We start from the raw sequence: 20025 nt of genomic DNA, 5'->3' as shown, positions 1-20025 counted from the left end.
GTCCAGGTCCGCATCGCCTCGGCACCACGCGCCGCAGCTTCCTCCGCAAGGGTGCCGCGGCGATCGGGGGCATGGCCGCGCTCGTCGGCGCCCTCAGCCCGCTGCGCGAACTCGATGAAAACGACTTCGGCTCCGTCGAGAAGTTCATCCAGAAGCACTACAAGGAGATGGATGGCGAGGAAATGCGCCAAGCGCTCGAGCGCATCTCCCGCGAGGTCGAGAAGCGCTACGACCTGCGCCCGGACATCCGGGACGTGCGGCCGATGGACGGCGTCGAGTTCGTCTACGCGCTGAACATCTCGCGCTGCATCGGCTGCCGCAAGTGCGTGCATGCCTGCGTGCAGGAGAACAACCAGAGCCGCGACCCGGAGATTCAGTACATTCGCGTGGTCGAGATGCCGCGCGGCACGCTCGACATCGAAAAGGGCAACCACCACTACGACCGGCCGACCGTGCCCGACCGCGAGCACTACTACGTGCCGATCCAGTGCCACCAGTGCGCCAAGCCGCCGTGCGTGAAGGTCTGCCCGGTGGAGGCGACGTGGCAGGAGCCCGACGGCATCACCGTGATCGACTACGACTGGTGCATCGGCTGCAGGTACTGCGAAGCGGCGTGTCCGTACTGGGCCCGCCGGTTCAACTTTGCCGAGCCGAAGTTGCCCAAGAAAGACGTCAATCCGCGCATGAGTTACCTCTCCAACCGGCCGCGTCACAAGGGCGTCATGGAGAAGTGCCACTTCTGCCTGCACCGCACCCGCGCCGGTGAACTGCCCGCCTGCCTCGAAGTGTGCCCCACGGGCGCGCGCAAGTTCGGCAACGTGCTCGATCCACAGAGCGAAGTCTCGGAGATTCTCAAGACCAAGCGCGTGTTCGTACTCAAGGAAGAGGCGGGAACTCTGCCGCGCTTCTTCTACTACTTCGACGAGCGTCACCCGCGCAGCGGCGGCGACCGCGAGGCGGCCGCAGATGGCCAGGAGGCGATCGCGTGAGAGACTACATCGTCTTTCTCTGGCGGTGCTTCCGGCTCAGTTTCGTCGGCGACTGGCGCTACGGCGCTTGGATGCTCACCCTGACGGCCATCGCCCTGCTCGGGCTCAACGCCTATTGCCGGCAACTCGTCTTCGGCCTGGCGACGACGGGCATGACCGACCAGGTGTCCTGGGGGCTGTACATCGCCAACTTCACGTTTCTCGTGGGCATGGCGGCGGCCGCGGTCATGCTCGTCATTCCGGTGTACATCTACCGCAACAAGGAACTGCACGACCTGGTCATCTTCGGCGAACTTGCCGCAGTCTCGTTCATCATCATGTGCCTGCTCTTCGTGACGGTGGACCTCGGCCGGCCGGACCGCGTGCACCACCTTTTTCTGCGCTTCAACTTTCCGCTGTCGATGCTGACGTGGGATGTGATAGTTCTCAATGGATATCTGCTGCTCAACCTGCACATCTGCGGCTATCTCATCTACTGCGCATACCGCAAGCGCGAGCCGCGCAAGGCGCTGTTCGTCGTGCCATTCGTACTGATCGCGATTGTCTGGGCGGTAAGTATCCACACCGTGACGGCGTTTCTGTACGTCGGCCTCGGCGCCCGCCCGTTCTGGAACAGCGCCATCATTGCGCCGCGCTTCCTCGCCTCGGCTTTCGCCGCCGGACCGGCTTTCATCGTGCTGGCCCTGCAGGTTATCCGGAGATTCACCGATTACAACGTGCCGCAAAAGGCGCTCATGACGCTGCGGCAGATCATCCTCGTCGCGCTCACGATCAACGTCTTCCTGCTGATGAGCGAAGTGTTCACGGAGTTCTACGCCGACACGGCCCACAGCGCTTCGACGCACTACCTCTTCTTCGGTATCGGCGAAAACCGCGCGCTCGTGCCGTGGATCTGGACCTCCGTGGGCATGACGGCCGTAGCGCTGCTCATTCTCTATCTGCCCCTGGCGCGGAGTTTGCGCTACCTCAACCTCGCGTGTGTTCTCATCATCATCGGCGTCTGGATCGAGAAGGGCATGGGGCTGATCGTCCCCGCGTTCATTCCCACGCCCATCGGCGAAATCGTCGAATACCGGCCGACCGTCAACGAGATTCTTGTCTGCCTGGGCATCTGGGCGGCGGGGATTCTCCTGTTCACTATCTCGGTTCGAATCACCATTCCGGTTCTGTCCGGTCGTCTCACGATTGACCATCCCTACACGACCGAAGCGGAGCCTCCGCTGCACAGATCCACCAGCGCGACAGCACTCGGAATTGAAAGGAGCACGTCGTGACACGGTTCATGCCGCCTGTAATCGGAACTCTGGCTCTGGCGATCAGCGCGAGCGCGGCGTGGGGCCAGGCATTTGGCCTGCCCGAGTTGAGCGCCGAGTCGCGCGCCTGCGTCGACTGCCACAAGAAAGAGAGCACCGCGCTCTACCAGCAGTGGGGCGACAGCAAGCACTTCCGCGGCAACGTCGGCTGCTTCGAGTGCCACGCCGCGGACAAGACCGACCCTGATGCCATGGAGCACGAGGGCCAGTGGATCGCCGTGCTCGTGACGCCCAAGGACTGCTCGCGCTGCCACAGCCGGGAAGTGGAGGAGTTTCAGGGCAGCCACCACGCCAAAGGCGCGCGGATTCTGGGTTCACTCGACAATCGCCTGGCCGAGATCGTCGAGGGGAATAGCGCCTTTGTGACGCCGGCGTTCCCGCATGGCAACAGCGCCGCAGCCGTCAGCGGGTGCTGGCAGTGTCACGGCTCAGAGGTCAAGGTCCTCGACGGGGGCAAACTCGATCCGGCCACCTGGCCCAACACCGGCATCGGGCGCATCAACCCCGACGGCTCGGAAGGTTCCTGCGCCGCCTGCCACAGCCGGCACTCCTTCTCCGCCGCCCAGGCGCGCCACCCGGACACCTGCGGCAAGTGCCACATGGGGCCGGATCACCCGCAGAAGGAGATTTACGAAGAGTCGAAGCACGGTATCGCTTTCTTTGCCAACATCGATGAGATGAATCTCGACGCCGAGAAGTGGATCGTCGGCGAGGACTACTTCAAGGCTCCGACCTGCGCCACCTGCCACATGAGCGCCACCAAGGACCAGGACGTGACGCACGACATCGGGCTGCGCATTAGTTGGAACAACCGGCCCGTGCTGTCCGTGCGTCCCGAGGTTTCGGACGCCAAGATGAACCTGCCGGCCCAGCACATCAACTGGGAGACGCGCCGGGCCAACATGCAGAACGTCTGTCTCAACTGCCACAACCAGAACTGGGTGGACAACTTCTACGTGCAGTATGATGCGCTCATCGAGCTGTACAACGAAAAGTACGCCAAACCGGGCGAGGCGCTGTACAACCTCGCCAAGCCGCTGCTCCGCGCCGAGACCTTCTCGAACAAAGTGGACTTCATCTGGTACGAACTCTGGCACCACGAAGGCCGCCGGGCCCGTCATGGCGTCTCGATGATGGGGCCGGACTACACCCACTGGCACGGCACCTACGAGATTGCCAAGCACTGGTACTCCGAATACGTTCCCGAACTCGAAGAACTCATTGAGCACGGCCGTGCCTCAAGCGATCCCGACAAGCAGAAGGCCGCCGAAGCGCTCGCCGCCAAACTCGACGAAGTCCTCAACAGCGCCGACCACCGCTGGTACCTCGGCAAGATGGATCCCGAAGAGGCCGCCCGTCGCAAGGCGGCCGCAGAAGAGTTCCAGAAGCGCTACGAACAGAAGAAGTGATGTCAGCAGTGGAACGGCGACTCACCGAAGCAGACAGCCGGATCGCGCTGCGAGATCACATCGTGCAGGTTGCCATGCAGGCGCGGCTCCGCTACGGGCTGTACATCGACGCCGCGGCGATCCTGCACATGCTCGACGACCGGCAGGTGACCCGCTACCCGTGCGGCGTGCGCTACGACGCCGCCGCACTGCTGCCCGGTGAATTCGCGCACGCACAGCCGCTGGGCGATCGCCCGGCCGACGGCTACTGCCTTTTCGTTCATCCCGCGCTGGAGAAGCAGGCCGACCTCCTGCCGCTGGTCATCGCCTACCACCTGGTAACGATCAACTACGGCGACATCGCCACCAGCGACGAAGCCGAAATCTTCGGCGCCACGCTGCTGGGCCTGGAGGTCGAAGAGTACTACGAGGCGCTTTGCGAGATATCGGATCACCTCTTGCAGTGACCCACCTACCTGGCGCAGCGCCTACTGGAACTCATGCACCATCAGCTGGCTGACGCGGATCTGGAAGGCGGTGCAAGAGGAGGCGATCCGGACACTGCGAGACCTTCCCGAGGGCGGGTCATTTCGGGCCGTCCGCTGCCGCGCCCGCCGCGTTGGCCGGTACAATAGGGGACATGGGAATTGGCAGTATCCTTGTCGAGCGCGGTGTCATCTCGCGCGAACAGCTCGATGAAGCCCTGATGCTCCAGAAGCAGACGGGCGAGCGGCTGGACCGCACGCTCGTTCGTCTGGGCTACTGCCGTCAGGGCGACGTGCTCAAGGCCATCGGCGATCAGTTCGACATGCCCATCGTCGATCTGACCGAAGTCGAGCCCGAGGCCGAAACACTGGGCATGCTCCCGGCCAAACTCGTCTACAAGCAGAACTGCGTGCCCATCAGCCGCTCCAACGGCACGCTCCGCGTCGCCACGAGCGACCCTTTCGAACTCTCCGCGTTTGACGAACTGCGCCTGCTTACGGGCACCTCGATCGAACTCGTCCTCGCCGACGAGGAAGACCTTCACCGCTTCATCCGCGAGCACTACGGCGTGGCGGGCGACACGCTTGATGCGCTCAATACCGCCGCCGAGTTCAACCTCGACGAGCAGGCGAGCCTTGCCGCAGCAGACGAAGAGACCAAGAACGAACTTGAGCAGGCGCAGCAGGCCTCGGTCATCAAACTCGTCAACGACCTTCTCATCGAGGCGATCTCCGAACGGGCCACGGACATCCACATCGAGCCCTACGAGGGCAGCCTCGACATCCGCTACCGCGTGGACGGCGTGCTCTATAAGCCGTCGATGTCGGCGTCGATCCGGCGGTTTCGCAACGCGATCATCAGCCGCATCAAGATCATGGCGAATCTGAACATCGCCGAGAAGCGCAAGCCCCAGGACGGCCGCATCAACCTGCGCCACAAGGGCAACGAGTACGACCTCCGCGTGTCGATCATCCCCATGATCTTCGGCGAAGGCGTGGTGCTGCGCATCCTCGACAAGACCTCCGTGCGCTTCGGCCTTGATACGCTGGGCATGACGCAGCAGATCCTCACCGGCTGGGATCATCTCATCGCCCGGCCGCACGGCATTCTGCTGGTGACCGGCCCGACGGGCAGCGGCAAATCAACCACGCTCTACGCCTCGCTCAACCGCATCGTCTCTGAAGAGATCAAGGCGGTAACGGTCGAAGACCCCGTCGAATACAACCTCAGCGGCGTGAACCAGATCCCGGTGAATCACAAGATCGGGCTGACGTTTGCCGCGGGCCTTCGCGCCATCCTGCGTCACGATCCCGACGTGATCATGGTCGGCGAGATTCGTGACAAGGAAACGGCCGACGCGGCGATCCAGGCGTCGCTCACCGGTCACCTGGTGTTCTCGACGCTGCACACCAACGATGCGCCCAGCGCGACGACGCGACTGCTCGACATGGGCGTTGAGCCCTATCTCGTGGCCAGCTCGCTCGAAGGCGTGCTCGCCCAGCGGCTCGTGCGGCGGCTGTGTCCTCACTGCAAACAGCCCGTCGATACGCCCGAAGCGCCGCTGCCCGAAGGGGCGAGTTCGAAAGGCGCGGCGTGGCACGAACCGGCCGGCTGCCGCGAGTGTCGCAACACCGGCTTCCGCGGTCGCGTGGGGATTTTTGAACTGTTCACGATCAGCAACGACATCCGCGAGATGATCATGGCCCACGAGAACGCGGCGCGCATCACCGAGCGGGCCCGCAAGGACAGCCTGCTCATCCGCCTCATCGAGGACGGCCTGGCCAAGGCCCGCGAAGGGACCACGACGGTGCGCGAAGTCATGCACGCCGCAGCGACGTGATGGGGCAGGCAGGGCATCAGTCGTAGGTCGGGACAAGGCTCTGCGCAGGCCCGGCGGTTGGGCGGCCGAAGTCGTTGGACTGACCTGTTCGCGCGAAGCGAGTCCAACTGCCGGGCCGCGCTCCCTTCGACATGGCTCAGGGCAAGCAGAGCAGCGGTCCCGACCTACGCGCTGCGTGGACTCCCGCACTCCGGGCACACGCCGCTGGCGTTACCGCGGAGGTCGTAGCCGCAGTTGGCGCAGTGGGTGGTGGGGGGATGGCCGTGCCGGGGAGTCGACCTCGATAGCCGAGCAGAAAGGTGGTGCGGCCCGAAAAGCGAACGACGCCGCGCGAGTGAATCGCGCGGCGTCGTGGGATTGGTCGATTGAATCGATTGGGCTTACTGCTCGATCACGTCGAGCAGTTCGACGTCGAACACGAGCGTCGCCTTACGGGGGATGATGGGCGGGCGGCCCATTTCGCCGTAGGCGAGGGTGTAGGGGATGATGAGTTTGCGCTTGCCGCCGACCTTCATGGTCTGGACGCCTTCGGTCCAGCCCTTGATGACGCCGTTGAGCGGGAAGGTGATGGGCTCGCCGCGCTCGACGCTGGAGTCGAAGACCTTGCCGTCGACGGTCCAGCCGGTGTAGTGGACTTTGACCTGCGCCGTTGGACCGCTTGGCTGGGCGCCTTCGCCGACCTTGAGGTCGTAGTACCGCAGGCCGGAGTCGGTGACGGTCCAGTCGCCCGTGACGGCGTCGCCGGGGAGGTTGCTCAGTTCGGTTTTGTCCTTCACGGAGCCGTCTGCGTTGATGGTCACGGTCCAGCCTTTCTCAGCGGTGTATGCGTCCACGGTAAACTGAACCTTGTCACCCGAGAAGTCGGCAACGGCCGAGCCGGCGACGCCGCCGGTGGCTTCCTGAGCGATTTCAATCGCCTTTGGCAGGTTGATATCGCCGCTGCTGAGCGAGCGGTGGATGCGCGAGAAGGGAACGGGGATGATCGAGTAGTCAACGGGCTCGAGAATCACCGCCGCGGAGATGGCGCCGGCGCAGAGCGCGACCGCCGCCGTGGAGATTGCCAGTTTGCGTGCTTTCATTGAGCGAACCTTTCCTTTCGTCACAGGATGCGAAACCCCTCGAAGACGCAAAGGATAGGTCGGCTGTCTGCGGCCGTCCGGGGCTCCATTTCGGCCCGCGGCGACATCTGAAAGGGTGGGTCAACATGAGCATTCTGGTTTTTGAACACGAGCAGGCGTGCGGCCCGGGCCGGCTGGGGGATGTCCTGCTCCGTTACGGACACCGGCTGAACGTGCGGCGGCTCTGGACCGGTGATGCACCCCGGTCCGACTTGGATGATGTGGACGCGATCGTCCTGCTCGGATCGTTCGCGAATACGGCGAGCCTGCTCGGCGCGACGTGGAGCAAGGGCCAGGCGACACTCGTTCGGGAGGCGCACGGCCGGCAGATGCCCGTCATCGGCATTGGCACGGGAAGCCTGCTGGTCGCGCTGGCGCTGGGCGGAGCTGTGGGGCCGCTGGCGGATGGGGCCGTTGAGATGGGCTGGCGCGAAAGCAAACTCGCGTTTGCCGGCACGGTGGACACGATACTGACGGGCCAGCCGTGGCGGAGCATGCAGTTCGTCTGGCTCAGCGAGCAGGTGACCAAACTGCCGCCCGACTCGGCAGCGCTGGCGGGTACGAAAAAGTGCCGTACGCTTGCGTGGCGCGCGGGCGTGCGCACGTACGGCTTGGGCCAACTCGTCGAAGCGGATGCGCAAGCCATCGCGCGCTGGTCGAATCTGCGCGGCCGCGAACGGCAGGCGGCTGGCCTGGGCCACGAGCAGTTGCTCGCCGAGACCGCGCGATTGATGCCCGAGTTCGGCCGGCTCAGTGATCGCCTGTGCCGATCCATCGCTGATTACCTGCTGGTCTCGCCAATGCGGCAGTACGCGTGATGCGCGGGCGGCGGCTGGCCGGCTTTGCTGCAGCGCTGCTGGTGGGCGCGGTGATCGGTGTGCTGCTCTGGCCGAGCGTGCAGCGCGAAATGATGCTGCGCGACCTCATCAAGGATGATGCGATCGCGCGGCGGGCGGCCGCGCAGTGGTGGGGCCAAGCCGCGCGACCGGGCGCCTCGACCGGAGACCCGGCGCCATCGAGATTGCAGGAGCATTCCGACTATGCCCGGCGGGCGGCGGCGGGGATCGAAGGCGATTCGCCGCAGGCAGTCTTTGTCGATGTCGCCACGCTGCTGCGCGAAGAGGGATTCTGGCGCTTTCCTGTGATTTCAGAGCAGTTGTGGGCGCGGCGGCTCCATCTCATTCTCGACTCGCAGGACCGTGCGGCGGCCGAGAGCGTCCTCGATGAACTTACTGCTGCCGAAGCGCCGCGCAATGGCAGGGAGATCGAATCGCTCTGGCAGCGTGTCGTGCAGTGGCCTCCACATGCCGCAGTGCGCCGCCGCGCGATGATGGAAGCGGCGGCGAACCTGCCGCGCGGCAGGGTCGAGGAGTTGGCGGCGGCTGCTCGCGCCGACGAAGACGCGGGTGTGCGGCGGCTGGCGTGGCTGCTGCTCGGGCATCTCCAGCCCGAATCGGGCTACGCGGGACAGTGGCGCGAAGAACAGCCGCGGGTCGCCGAGGCCATGCTGTGGGCGGCGACGGCTACGGATCGCGATGATTCGGCGACGCTTCTGACGGCGTGCGACGCTTCGCCCTGGCCGAGCACGACACTGCCGTGGCTCCTGGCTCGCTCAGACGATCCTCGCGCCCGGCAACGGCTTGAAGCGCTGGTGCTCGACGGCAACCGACCTGCGCTGCTGCACGCCGCCGAGCGGTGGGGTGACCCGACTGAGCGGCTGCCGGCGGTGCACCAGGCCTGGCTTGGAGTACTGGCGGGTGATGACACTGAGGCGCCAATGCGCCTGCGGCGCTGGGCCGCGTGGCGAGCGCAGCCGGCGGATGTGGCTGATCTGCTCGACGAACCCGTAGCCGAAGATGGCAGCGCGTGGGCTGCGGTGCTGCTGGCCGAACGGCTGCTCAGCCGCGAGCGTGCCTCCGATCTCGCGCGGCAGTGGCTCAGTGCTTTGGATCCCGAGGTGCAGCGCGCCGGCGCCTTGCTCTACGGCCTGACATCGCGCGATGCATGGCGACTGAGCGAGGAATACGAAGCAAGTTCGAATCCGGCGTTCCGCCGCGCGGCGCGATTGGGCGTCATGATGGCCAGCCTCGGCAGCGCTGCAGCCGCCGCGGATCGGGCCTACGCATGGACCGTCGCGACGACTCAGCCCGGCGAGCGCCTCGATGCCTTGATGGCGCTGCTTGCCGTGGGCGATACAGAGGCGGCCGAGGCAGTGCTCACGGCCCCGCAGGGCGAAGCGGGCGCTGCCATGATCGAGCGGGCGTGGCTGATCGAACGGTTCCTGCCGCAGTATGCGGCGATGGTCGCGCCGTTGTGCCCGTGGGATGACGACGTGGCGGCGCTGCAGTTCGATATCATGCGCACCGCCTTTGCTCTTGAGTCCGGGGCGGACAGGTTCGACACCGAGTCTCGCACCTTTCAGCCAGGCGAGTCGCGAGCAGCCCCTTAGCCGGCTCGCCCTATGGCGCCGGCAGGCGCTGCATCGCCAGGAGGATGTCGCGAGCGGGATCGTCCTGTTTGGCGCTCGTGATGGCTCGAAACAGCCCGGTGACGAGCATCTGCGTGGCGAGTTGATGGAAGTCGTAGCGGTGCTCGATGTCGTGCGGCAGTTCGACGCCCGGCTTGCCGCGTTTCGAGATGAGCAGGACGATCCCACCCGGTTCAAGCAGTCGCGCTGATTCCTTGAACAGTCCGACGGGATTGGGGTGGTGCTCGACGATGTCGTAGAGCAGCACGAGATCGGCGCTGCCGTCCTTCACGGGCAGGTGACGACGATCCTCGATGACATCGAATCGAGGCGGCTCACCGGGGTATGTTTCGTGCTCGACCTTCGTGCGGGCCAGGCGAACCATCGCGGGCCGCTCGTCAAGGCCCAGGTAAGGCACGCCGCGCGACGCGAGGTGGTGGCCGATCAACCCGCAGCCGCAGCCCACGTGTGCGACGAGTCGGCGCGGACCGGCCTGCGTGATGACATCAAGCGCCACCTTCATGCGCAGATCGATCTCCAGGCGCAGCGCAGCGTCCGTGCGATAGCGATCCCAGTCGGTCGGCAGACTCGCATCGGCGCCATCGGGTTCGTGTCGCAAGGCCGTCGATGAAAGTTGCGCCGCGAGCCACTTGGGATTCCAGAGCAGCGGGGTGCCGGCGAAGCGCTGGCGCACGTGGTCGAGGTCGGGCGCGAGGCGGCTGAAACCCCACTTCTCTTCGAAGCGATCGATGGACTTCTGAAGTCCTCCGCTCGAGTCGGCCGCGGTCTGCCGGTTGCCGCGCTCCGAGTGGGCATGGATGTACTCGATATCGGCCACGGCCCAGCAGCGCCAGCCTGCGAGACGGGCTCGAAGGCCGAAGTCAACCGTCTGCCCGCGCAGAAACGATTCGTCGTAGCCGCCGAGTTCGTCGTAGACGCTCTTGCGGCAGCAGTAGAAACAGCCCATGGCGTCATCGACCTCCATCGCGCCGCTGACGGCATCGCGCGGCAGGCCGTGCGCGTTGTGGTGGTAGCCCTTGGGATGCAGGAGCCAGTCGCCGAACTCGTGTATCTGGCCGAGCACGTTGAGCTGCTTGGGTCCGATGATGCCGAGACTCGGCGGGCCGGCATCGAAGATGGCGCACAGGCGGCTGACCCAGTTGGGTGTGAGGCAGATGATGTCGCCGTCGAGACGGGCCAGGATGTCGCCGCGCGCCGCGCGGCTGAGTTTGTTGGCAGTGACGGCGAGCACGCCGCAGTGCGGCGCTTCCATGAGCGTCAGAAAGGGGCGGCCGTCGGGCCACGTTCGATTCGCCTCCCAATCGCGCAAAGTGTCGATGCTGTCGTCGGTCGAGCCGTCGTCGAAGGCGAGGATCTCAAAGGGTGTCGGGTCCTGGCGCAATGTCTCGTCGAGGGATTCAAGGAGATCGCGGATGAAGTCGCGCTGCCCGGTGCGCGATGAGGCGCGGCCGTTGTTGAAGTTGGGGATGAGAATGGAAACGCGGGGCGTGAGGGACATCTCGACGATTATTGTCTCAGGTTAGGGCTCGCTCGACTGGCACCGGCTTCAGGCGGCGCGCTGCAGTGGAGAGCGCATGCAGACCGATGGCGTGGAGGACGATGCACAGGACACCAAGGGCGATGGCACCGGCTTGCACCAGGTCGGCCGCGTGCGCCGTGCGCCCGTTCGCGGCCATCGGTGGTACGATGGCGACGAGCGCCACCAACGCGACTCCGAACGGCGCATAGAGCATGGTCACCCAACGGGAACTGCGCTCCGCGGCGCGGCTGAGAAAAGCCGCGGCTGCGGCTCGGAACCCCTCCCAGACGACTGCCGAGGCGACAGTGTGCACGGCGGTCGACACGGCGAGCACCACGAAGGCAAGGTCGGGTGATGCGACCGCGCAGATGGCTGACGCACCATAGAGCATCAGTGCCGTGCCGACGAGCGCCACGGGCGCGAACCGCCAGCGCGAGGCCGACGGAATATGCCGCGGCGCCAGTTCTGTTGCGGCGGCGACCTGCAACAGGATGAACATCCCTACGCCCAGCGGGAATAAGGGAAACAGCAGCGTTGATGCGATGATCGTGCAGTGTCCGACTTCAAGCGCCAGCACGCCCGATCGCATGCGAAGCAGCGTCGCGCGATCGCTCTCTCGCAGGGCCAGGGTCTGCGCGATCGGCGCGCCACATTCGGGGCAGCGGCCGTCGGCTGAGAGGCCGAACAGGTCGTAAGCGCATTCGCTGCAGAGCACGTGATCGAGAAGCCCTGCTTGTGGCGCGGGATCGCTTTCGGCGACAACGGCGTCAGGCGTCATGGGCGGTCCGAGCTGGCCGGGATTGAATGAGCCTGCGGAGCGAAATCCCCGCGAGGTGCAGCGTGATGATCGACGCAAAGAACCACACGACGAGCGCCAGCAGCCAGAGCAGGCGCAGGCCCGCCGAGACGCCGCTGATCAGTGATGATGGCAACACCTCCCACAGGACCGGCGGCAGCACCGCGAGCACTCCCACGACGATTGTCAGCGCCGCCAGATTGCGGGCGATCACGGCCGAAGCGGGCGCGATGCCTTGCGCGAACACCTGCTGAATGCGCCACCACAGCGTAGTGAGCGCGGCCGCGTGGACCGCTGCGCCGATCGAGGCGACGAACCAGCCGACGTATGGGTCCATCATCCAGCGCGATGACCCGAGCAGGTACGCGCCGCAGGCGCCTAGCAGCAGGATCAGCGGCCAGCGGCCCAGCGGCGTGTCATCGGGTCGATTCGGGTTCGGCGTCAGCAGAGTCAGCGCGGCGCCGAGGTGCATGACAGCCAGCGCCAGAAACTCCATCGACTCAACATAGCGAGTTGCGGCGAAGAAAGCGAGCATGTACATGCTCGCCAGCATCCAGCGCAGACCGGTGCGCATCGCGGCGAGCCACGCCGGGTCCAGCTGAGAAGCGCGGATGGTGGCGCCGACCTCCCAGCCACACTCCGGGCAGTTGCCGCCGGCATCGAGTCCATGCAGGTCATAGCGGCAGCCGACGCATATCAGATGCGCGGTTACGGCGGCGCCGGTCGCAGCCGGGCCTGGCACGGCGGGCGGCGCGATCGGTGGTGGCTGAGCATTCATGAGGCTCTTCCTTGAGGATCGCCTGAGCCTAGACGGCAGGAATCGGCACGCTTTCGAAGATTTCGAGGCCGAACGCGCTGAGGCCGTGCAGTTTCAACTGGTGATTCGTGAGCACGCGCAGCTTTGTGAGTCCGAGATCGCGCAGGATCTGGCCTCCCACTCCAAAATCGCGCCGATCCATCGGCATGGCCCTGCCTCCCACGCCGTGCGGATCGGTGAGATTCGGCCGCGAATCGATCTTCGCATGAGCAGATGACGAAAGCGTCTGCAGGCGACCCAGCAAGCCCTCGCCGACGTCGGAAGGACGCAGATAGACAAGTGCGCCGCGCCCCTCCTTCTGGATTGCTTCAAGCGAAGCAGCGAGCACGCGATTGGTCGGCTGGCTGCGGTCGCCGAAGATGTCGCCCAGCAGATTGCGACGATGCATGCGCACGAGAACCGGCTCGGTGCGTTCAACGACGCGGCCCGACGCATCAACCTCGCCCACGCCCCCGACTGTCAGCGCGATGTGTGGCAGCGGATCGACGACGCTCTGGTAGGCGAACAGGCGAAACTGGCCGTGGTCGGTGTCGATGAGCGAGCCTTCGGCGGGCTCGAGCCGGTGCACGAGCCGCTCGCGCTCGAGCCGGTAGTGAATGATCTCCTCGACCGAGCAGATCTTCAGGCCGTGCTGCTTCGCAAAGACTTCGAGGTCCGGCATGCGCGCCATCTCGCCGTCGTCGCGGCTGATCTCGCTGATGACCGCGGCCGGCCTCAGACCGGCAAGACGGACGAGATCGACCGAGCCTTCGGTCTGGCCGGTCCGCACCAGCACGCCGCCATCGCGGGCTCGCAGCGGCACCATGTGGCCCGGCCGCACAAGATCGCCCGGCCCGCTCGCCGGATCGACGGCGACGCGCACGGTGCGGGCGCGGTCGGAGGCGGAAATCCCAGTCCCGACGCCATGCTTCGGATGGCCGTCAATCGACACGGTCATGGCGGTGTGGCGCAGCGACGTGTTGATAGCCGTCTGCGGATGCAGTTCGAGGCGGTCGCAATCTTCGCCAGTGAGCGCCAGGCAGAGATAGCCGGGAGTGTGGCGCGTCATGAAGTGGATGATCTCAGGCGAGATGCGCTCGGCGGCGCAGACGAGATCGCCCTCGTTCTCGCGGTCTTCGTCGTCGACGAGGATAATCATCCGCCCCTGGCGGAGGTCTTCGAGAATCTCGGGAATGGGGGAGAGCATGCGGCCAATCGTATGCCCGCGCGGAGGGCGCGAGGATCAACCGGCCGCCAGCCGCGCCTGCCACTGCTCAAGCAGGGCCAGTTCGGCGGCGTTTTCTTCCATCAACTCGGCGACAACAGGCGCCGACTCCGCGCCGCCGGGCAGATGGCGCAACGTCTTGAGCACCACCTGGCCCCGTGCGATCATGTCCCGCTTGGTCGCGATGAAGCGGGGCAGCAGGTTCGCCCAGCTTGTGTAGTTTGCGTCGCTGCTGCTCTTGGAGTAGGCGCCGGTGATGGTGACGCCGCCGAGCGATTCGATGAGTTTCGCCAGCCGGTCGGAGTGCCGGAAACTCGTCCGCATCATGCCGCGGCAGAGCGTGCGCAGTTTGATCGTGTTTGCGTCGGTGTACGGCTCCCACGAATCAAGGTAGCGAAAGAAACTGCGCGACTCGGCGATGTAAAGTTCGTTAAGCAAAGCGATAATCGCGGAAAAGTCAGGCGCGTCCTCGTCGGGCACGACCAGAAAGGCGTCGTCGAAATGGATGTCTTCCGCGGCGTTCACTGGCCGGCCTCCGAATCGGTGCGAGCCGCGATCGCCGCCGGCGTGCTCTCACCCGCCGGGGCCGCCGCCGTCTCGGGTGCGGCCGTTTCGGGTGCGGTGGCGAAGACGAGATTCGCATTGCGCTTCGCCCACGCGGTGGAAGGATCGGGCGCGAGCCCGGTGATGAAGACGCCAAATAGAGACAGGGCGATGATGCCGTACATCGCCGGCGCCACGGACAGCGCCCGCGAACTGGCCGGCTGCTTCCACACCATGATGATGATCGGCTTGAGGTAGAAGTAGAGGCTGAAGACGGTGTTGATGATCAGCGCGACCACCAGCCACCACATGCCTTCGTGCCACATCTGGAAGCCGAACCGCACTTTGCCCCAGAAGCCGCCGGTCAGCGGCATGCCGAACAGGCTCAGCAGGAAGCAGCCCATCGCCACGGCGAGAAACGCGTTGCGCTGACCCAGCCCGGCGTATTCATCGAGCGATTCGCTGCCGCTTTCCCTGGCAATGACCGAAGCCACGGCGAACGCGCCGAGATTCATGCACGCGTAGACAATGAGGTAGAACAGCAGGGCATACGCGACTTCGGTCGGCTGCATGTTGTCCATCGAGGCGGTCAGCAGCCCCGCCAGCATGATCATGTACCCGGCGTGCGCGATCGACGAATACGCGAGCAGCCGCTTGATGTTCGTCTGGTAGTAGGCGGCAAGGTTGCCCCAGGTCGCGGTGATCACGCCGACGAGCCCGACAAACGTGCCGATGCCGATCAGGATCTGCCTGGCATGCTCGCCGCTCGAGAAGTGGCCCAGCGTCATCATGATGCGCACGAGCAGGGCGATGGCGCCGGCCTTGGATGCCACGCTGAGGAACGTGGTGATCTCGATCGATGCGCCTTCAAAGACGTCGGGACACCAGAAGTGGATCGGCACGGCCGACAGTTTGAAGCCGATGCCGATCAGCAGGCCGAATACACCCAGAAGCAGGCCGACGCTCATGCCGTCCTCGGCGACGCGCTGGGCGATGGGCACGAGATCGAGCGTGCCGTAGTAGCCGTAAAGCATCGACAGGCCGTAGAGCATCAGCGCCGACGAGGCCGCTCCGATGAGAACGTACTTGAGGCTCGCCTCGCTGCTGCGGCGGGTCTGTTTATTGAAGCCGGCCAGGGCGTAACTCGGAAACGACGCCGCCTCGATGGCCAGAAAGACCATGAGGAAGTTACTCGCCGAGGCCATGAGGCTCATGCCCAGCGCGCCGCTGAGAACCAGCGAGACGTAGTCGGGGCCGTCGGTGAGTCGCACCTGATTCCGCGTGACATTGGACCAGAGAATGATGACCAGCAGCGTGAAGATGTAGATGATGATCTTCACGCTCAGCGCGAACTGATCGACGACCACCATGCCGCCCAGCACCGCGTGCTCGGCCAGCGCCAGGCCGCCGAACCCGCGAAGCAGCGCGATGCTGGAGAAGATGGCGGCAAGCAGCGCCACGATCGCCAGCGCCGTGAGCGGGCTGTGCGAAGCGCGGAACATCGCCCGCAGCGGAGGCAGGACCGGTGCGACCAGGGCCACGCACACTGCCACGAGCAGGCACAGCTCGGGCAGCAGCATCAGCGTCTCTGACCAGGACATTCCAACCAGCATGGTGGACTAGCACTCCAGGCGACCCGTCGGCCGCCAATGAATTCAGAAGCCAAGCGCCGCCGAAGCGGTGCTCGTCAGGCTTACAAAGGGCGCGTAAATAGCGTTGAAGGTGTTGCTGATCATGTCGAGCACCAGCGCGGGCCACACGCCCAGCAGGATGGCGAACAGCGCCAGCACCGCCATGACGAAGTACTCGCGCGAGTTGACCATGTCGCGGCCGGACCAGGTGTACTCAGGCCTGGCCGGGCCGAGGTAGACGCGCTGGAACATCCACAGGATGTAGCCGGCGGTCAGAATCACGCCCGATGCTGCGAAGATGCCCAGGGTGATCACCGTGGCGCTGGATCCCGAGCCGGCAAACGGCACCCAGTCCGGAGCGCTTTCGATCCAGCCGATCGCCCCGAAGGTGCCCATCAGGCTGAGCACCTCGCCGGGGAAGCCGCACAGCAGCGGCAGGCCCAGGCCGGCAAAGAATCCAACTGCGGCCAGGCCGGTGTAGGACGGCAGCGTGTTCCACAATCCGCCGAAACGGTTGAGGTCGCGATGGTGGGCCCGCTCGTACACGACGCCGACGAGGAAGAACATCATCGCCGAGGAGATGCCGTGTCCGATCATCTGGAAGTAGGCGCCGTTGCGGCCGGCTTCAGTGAGCACCGCCAGTCCGAGGATGACGTAGCCCATGTGGCTTACGGATGAATACGCGACGAGCTTCTTCCAGTCGGTCTGGGCCATGGCGCAGAAGGCGCCGTACACGATCGACACCACGCCGACCATGGCCACGCCGAACCATGCCCACATGGCCGCATCGGGAAAGATCGGGTAACTGATGCGCATGAGGGCGTAGCCGCCCATCTTGAGCAGCACGCCGGCCAGGATCATCGATATCGGCGTGGGGGCTTCGACGTGCGCGTCGGGCAGCCAGGTGTGGAACGGCACGGCCGGCACCTTGATGGCGAAACTGATGAACAGCAGGACGAAGAACCACTTCGCGTACGTCCAGTACTCCCCGCCATGAGCGAACGCCTGCTGCACGCCGCCGTCGGCCGCCAGAGCGATCATGTTGAACGAGGCTTTCCCGCCGGCCGCGGCGGCGCCGGTGGCGACGTCGGGGACGAGGAAATAGAAGCCGAGCATGACCATGAGCAGGCAGATGGAGCCGACGAGGGTGTAGATAAAGAACTTGATCGCCGCGTATTCCTTGCGCGGCCCGCCCCAGATGCCAATGAGGAAGTACATGGGCAGCAGGCTGACTTCGAAGAACACGTAGAAGAGGAAGAAGTCGAGCGCGAGAAACACGCCGTACATACCGAACATGAGCACGAGATACAGCGCCATGAACGCCTTGGTGTGCTTCTCGACGTTCCACGCGGCGGCGATGATGAGGACATTGAGGATGCTTGTGAGCAGCAGCAGGGGCATGCTCAGGCCGTCCACGCCGACGAGGTAGTGGATGTTGACGCTCTCGATCCAGACCTTGTCGGTGATGAACCGGACGACCGTGTCGCCGCCGCTTGGCAGATAGCCATGCCCTTCGGCCTGTCCGTAGAACGCCCAGGCGAGGGCGATGTTGATGAGCAGCACGACGACGGCGGTGACCATCGCGATCATCTTGCTCAGCGCGGGGTTGTTCTTCGGCAGCAGGCAGCCCACGGCGCCGAGGAGCGGCAGGAAGATCATCAGGTTGAGTAGCGTTTCGTTCATGGCAATCTCCGGCCCGCATGGGCCGCGTCAGATCCTTTCCATCGCGTCAATGCTGCGGCAGGCCGAACCACACCCATCCCAGCGCGAAGGGCGTCGCAATCGCCAGGGCGGTGAAGACGCCGACGAAGAGTATGAGCACGTACATGCGGATGTTGCCCGCCTGGGTCCGGTGGAGAATCGAGCCGAGGCGCACCGCCGCGCGTCCGCTGCCGCGCACCGTGCCGTCCACGTAGCGGTAATCGAAGCCGCCGATGAGGAAGCCCAGCTCCCTGCCCACCCATGCGGCGCCGTTGACGATGCCATCCACGACGAGTTTGTCAAACGCCCCCATCAGGCCGGCCAGCGCCTTGAACATGTTGACGACGATGATGTCGTATAGGCCGTCAAAGCCCATCTTGTTGTACAGCCACCAATGGATCTGCGCGATGCCTGGAATCGCGGCGATCCGCGAACTGATGGTGAAGCCGTTGATGTAGATCACGAAACCCAGCGCGATCGAGAGCATCCAGCCAAAGCCGTGCAGCAGCGCGCCGTGCACAAAGTGGTAGCCGTGCTCCATTTCGCGTTCTTCAAACGGCTGCGCCATAGCGGGCGCCGTGTCATGCAGGTTGGCGCCGACTTTGAAGAAACCCCAGCCGATGAAGATGGCGAACGCGGCCAGAACGACCTGCGGCGCCCACATCGTCCAATTCACTTCGTGTGCGTGGTCGTAGAGGTGCTTGTCGCGCGGCTTGCCGAGAAAGGTGAGCACGAACGCGCGCGTCATGTAAAACGCGGTGACGTAGGCGATGATCGTCGGGCCCCAGTAGAAGACGGCGCCCCAGTTCATTCCCGCGGCGGCGAGGGCGTCGCCGTAGTTCACTGTGGCGGCGATGATGCCGTCCTTCGAGTAATAGCCCGACAGCCCAAACGGAGTGTAAGGGATCGAAGCGCCGGCGATGGCCAGCGTGCAGATCGCAAAGCATGCCGCGGTGATGGGCATCTTCTTCATCAGCCCACCGTAACTGGTCATCTCCTGCTCATGGTGCGCGGCGTGGATCACCGAACCCGAACACTGGAACAGGCAGCACTTGAAGAACGCGTGCGTCACGAGGTGAAACATCGCAAACGTATACGACCCGGCGCCCAGAGCCAGCACCATGTAGCCAAGTTGCGAAAGCGTCGAATACGCCAGCACCCGCTTGATGTCGGTCTGCACGCAGGCGATCAGCGCCGCCATCACCAGAGTAATCAGGCCAATCGTCGCGACGAACAGATGCGCCGCGGGCGTGAGCAGGGGGAAGATCCGGGCGGTGAGGTAGACACCGGCCGCGACCATCGTGGCGCTGTGGACGATCGATGAGACCGGCGTCGGGCCTTCCATGGCGTCCGGCAGCCACGTCTGCAGCGGGAACTGGGCGCTCTTACCCATCGCGCCCATGAACAGGCCGATGCCGGCGATGGTGAGCCACCATTCGTTGGCTCCCGCGTGCAGAGCATCGATGGCGCCGCCGGGATAGTTGAGCAGCAGCGACCCGAACACGCCGCCACCTTCGCGATCGGCGGCGCGCAGGACCAGATCGCCGCCGAACTTGACGAACAGGATTCCCATGCCCACGAGGAATCCCATGTCGCCGATGCGGTTCATCACGAAGGCCTTCTTGCAGGCCAGTTGCGGGCCGCGCTTCTCGTACCAGAAGCCGATGAGCAGATAGCTTGAGATGCCCACGAGTTCCCAGAAGATGAACAGTTGCAGCAGGCTGTTGCCCAGTACGATGCCGAGCATCGAGAACGTGAACAGCTGCATGTAGGCCATGAAGCGGTTCTTGCGCGAATCACCCTCCATGTATCCGATCGAGTAGATGTGCACGAGCGTGGAGATCAGTGTGACCATGGCAAAGAGCAGCACGGTCATCTTGTCCACATACGGCCCGATCTGCAGATACCGCGGGCTGCCGTCGGCGTGCGAGCCGATCTGCAGCCAGTTCCACGCATGCACCTCGACCGCGCCGTCGCCACTCATGAACGTGACGTAGGCGACCGTCGACGCCGCCAGAGAGGCGCCGACCATGCCGACCGTGAACCACGGCCAGAACCTGGGCGAGCCGATGCGCGAGGACAGCAGCACCACGATCGCAAAGCCGATCAGCGGAAGCGCCGTTGCCAGTACCAGAAGATTCGCAGGAGTCATGCGGTCCGGATCCGATCGCGATGCATGGGATCACCCTCGA

The 20025-nt window shown here is 64.8% G+C and carries 16 protein-coding genes; 7 read left to right on the top strand and 9 right to left on the bottom strand.

What is annotated here, in order from left to right; translation table 11 throughout:
• The first annotated feature begins 71 nt into the window (after nt 1-71).
• The 5 genes from IT430_15590 (at nt 72) to tadA (ending at nt 6016) form a co-directional block, all read left to right on the top strand.
• On the top strand, nt 72-989 hold the full coding sequence (locus IT430_15590; GenBank protein ID MCC6909362.1) for a 4Fe-4S dicluster domain-containing protein: 918 nt from the start codon (nt 72-74) through the stop codon (nt 987-989).
• Nucleotides 986-2263: a polysulfide reductase NrfD gene (gene nrfD, locus IT430_15585; GenBank protein ID MCC6909361.1), complete on the top strand. Its 1278-nt coding sequence runs from the start codon at nt 986-988 to the stop codon at nt 2261-2263. Before IT430_15590 ends, nrfD begins: the two co-directional genes overlap by 4 nt.
• Nucleotides 2260-3711 (top strand): hypothetical protein, encoded by a 1452-nt coding sequence (locus tag IT430_15580; protein ID MCC6909360.1) that lies wholly within the window; start codon nt 2260-2262, stop codon nt 3709-3711. Before nrfD ends, IT430_15580 begins: the two co-directional genes overlap by 4 nt.
• Entirely contained in the window at nt 3711-4157 is a 447-nt protein-coding gene (locus IT430_15575) for a hypothetical protein (GenBank protein MCC6909359.1), read from the top strand. The genes IT430_15580 and IT430_15575 overlap by 1 nt, the downstream gene beginning before the upstream one ends.
• A gap of 173 nt (nt 4158-4330) precedes the next feature.
• The gene (gene tadA / locus IT430_15570; protein ID MCC6909358.1) at nt 4331-6016 is read left to right on the top strand and encodes a Flp pilus assembly complex ATPase component TadA; all 1686 of its coding nucleotides are present in this window, start codon (nt 4331-4333) and stop codon (nt 6014-6016) included.
• A 380-nt stretch (nt 6017-6396) separates the two neighbouring features.
• Here tadA and IT430_15565 read toward each other — a convergent pair whose 3' ends face one another.
• Entirely contained in the window at nt 6397-7095 is a 699-nt protein-coding gene (locus IT430_15565; protein MCC6909357.1) for an FKBP-type peptidyl-prolyl cis-trans isomerase, read from the bottom strand.
• 125 nt (nt 7096-7220) lie between these two features.
• Between IT430_15565 and IT430_15560 the strand changes: the two genes are divergently transcribed.
• Both IT430_15560 and IT430_15555 read left to right on the top strand, forming a co-directional pair.
• Complete coding sequence (locus IT430_15560) at nt 7221-7952, top strand: hypothetical protein (protein ID MCC6909356.1); 732 nt, start codon at nt 7221-7223, stop codon at nt 7950-7952.
• Entirely contained in the window at nt 7949-9583 is a 1635-nt protein-coding gene (locus IT430_15555; GenBank protein MCC6909355.1) for a hypothetical protein, read from the top strand. The genes IT430_15560 and IT430_15555 overlap by 4 nt, the downstream gene beginning before the upstream one ends.
• A 10-nt stretch (nt 9584-9593) precedes the next feature.
• On the opposite strand, the gene IT430_15550 is transcribed toward IT430_15555, so the two are convergent.
• Genes IT430_15550 through nuoL form a run of 8 tightly spaced genes read right to left on the bottom strand, consistent with a single transcriptional unit; the run spans nt 9594 to nt 19985 of the window.
• The gene (locus IT430_15550; GenBank protein MCC6909354.1) at nt 9594-11120 is read right to left on the bottom strand and encodes a methyltransferase domain-containing protein; all 1527 of its coding nucleotides are present in this window, start codon (nt 11118-11120) and stop codon (nt 9594-9596) included.
• A gap of 16 nt (nt 11121-11136) precedes the next feature.
• A complete protein-coding gene (locus IT430_15545) occupies nt 11137-11919 on the bottom strand; it encodes a hypothetical protein (GenBank protein ID MCC6909353.1) in 783 nt (260 codons plus the stop codon).
• A complete protein-coding gene (locus IT430_15540) occupies nt 11909-12715 on the bottom strand; it encodes a hypothetical protein (GenBank protein ID MCC6909352.1) in 807 nt (268 codons plus the stop codon). Before IT430_15540 ends, IT430_15545 begins: the two co-directional genes overlap by 11 nt.
• A 28-nt stretch (nt 12716-12743) precedes the next feature.
• On the bottom strand, nt 12744-13940 hold the full coding sequence (gene ribB / locus IT430_15535; protein ID MCC6909351.1) for a 3,4-dihydroxy-2-butanone-4-phosphate synthase: 1197 nt from the start codon (nt 13938-13940) through the stop codon (nt 12744-12746).
• Nucleotides 13941-13976: 36 nt separating this feature from the next.
• Nucleotides 13977-14483, bottom strand: coding sequence for a hypothetical protein (locus tag IT430_15530; protein ID MCC6909350.1), 507 nt, complete (start codon nt 14481-14483; stop codon nt 13977-13979).
• Nucleotides 14480-16102, bottom strand: coding sequence for an NADH-quinone oxidoreductase subunit N (locus tag IT430_15525; protein ID MCC6909349.1), 1623 nt, complete (start codon nt 16100-16102; stop codon nt 14480-14482). The genes IT430_15530 and IT430_15525 overlap by 4 nt, the downstream gene beginning before the upstream one ends.
• Nucleotides 16103-16156: 54 nt before the next feature.
• Nucleotides 16157-17815, bottom strand: a complete 1659-nt coding sequence (locus tag IT430_15520; GenBank protein ID MCC6909348.1) for an NADH-quinone oxidoreductase subunit M — start codon at nt 17813-17815, stop codon at nt 16157-16159.
• A gap of 46 nt (nt 17816-17861) precedes the next feature.
• Nucleotides 17862-19985: an NADH-quinone oxidoreductase subunit L gene (gene nuoL / locus IT430_15515; GenBank protein ID MCC6909347.1), complete on the bottom strand. Its 2124-nt coding sequence runs from the start codon at nt 19983-19985 to the stop codon at nt 17862-17864.
• Nucleotides 19986-20025 lie beyond the last annotated feature (40 nt).

This window comes from Phycisphaerales bacterium (genome assembly GCA_020852515.1).
GTDB lineage: Bacteria > Planctomycetota > Phycisphaerae > Phycisphaerales > UBA5793 > UBA5793.
This window is presented reverse-complemented; position numbering and strand designations above follow the sequence as displayed.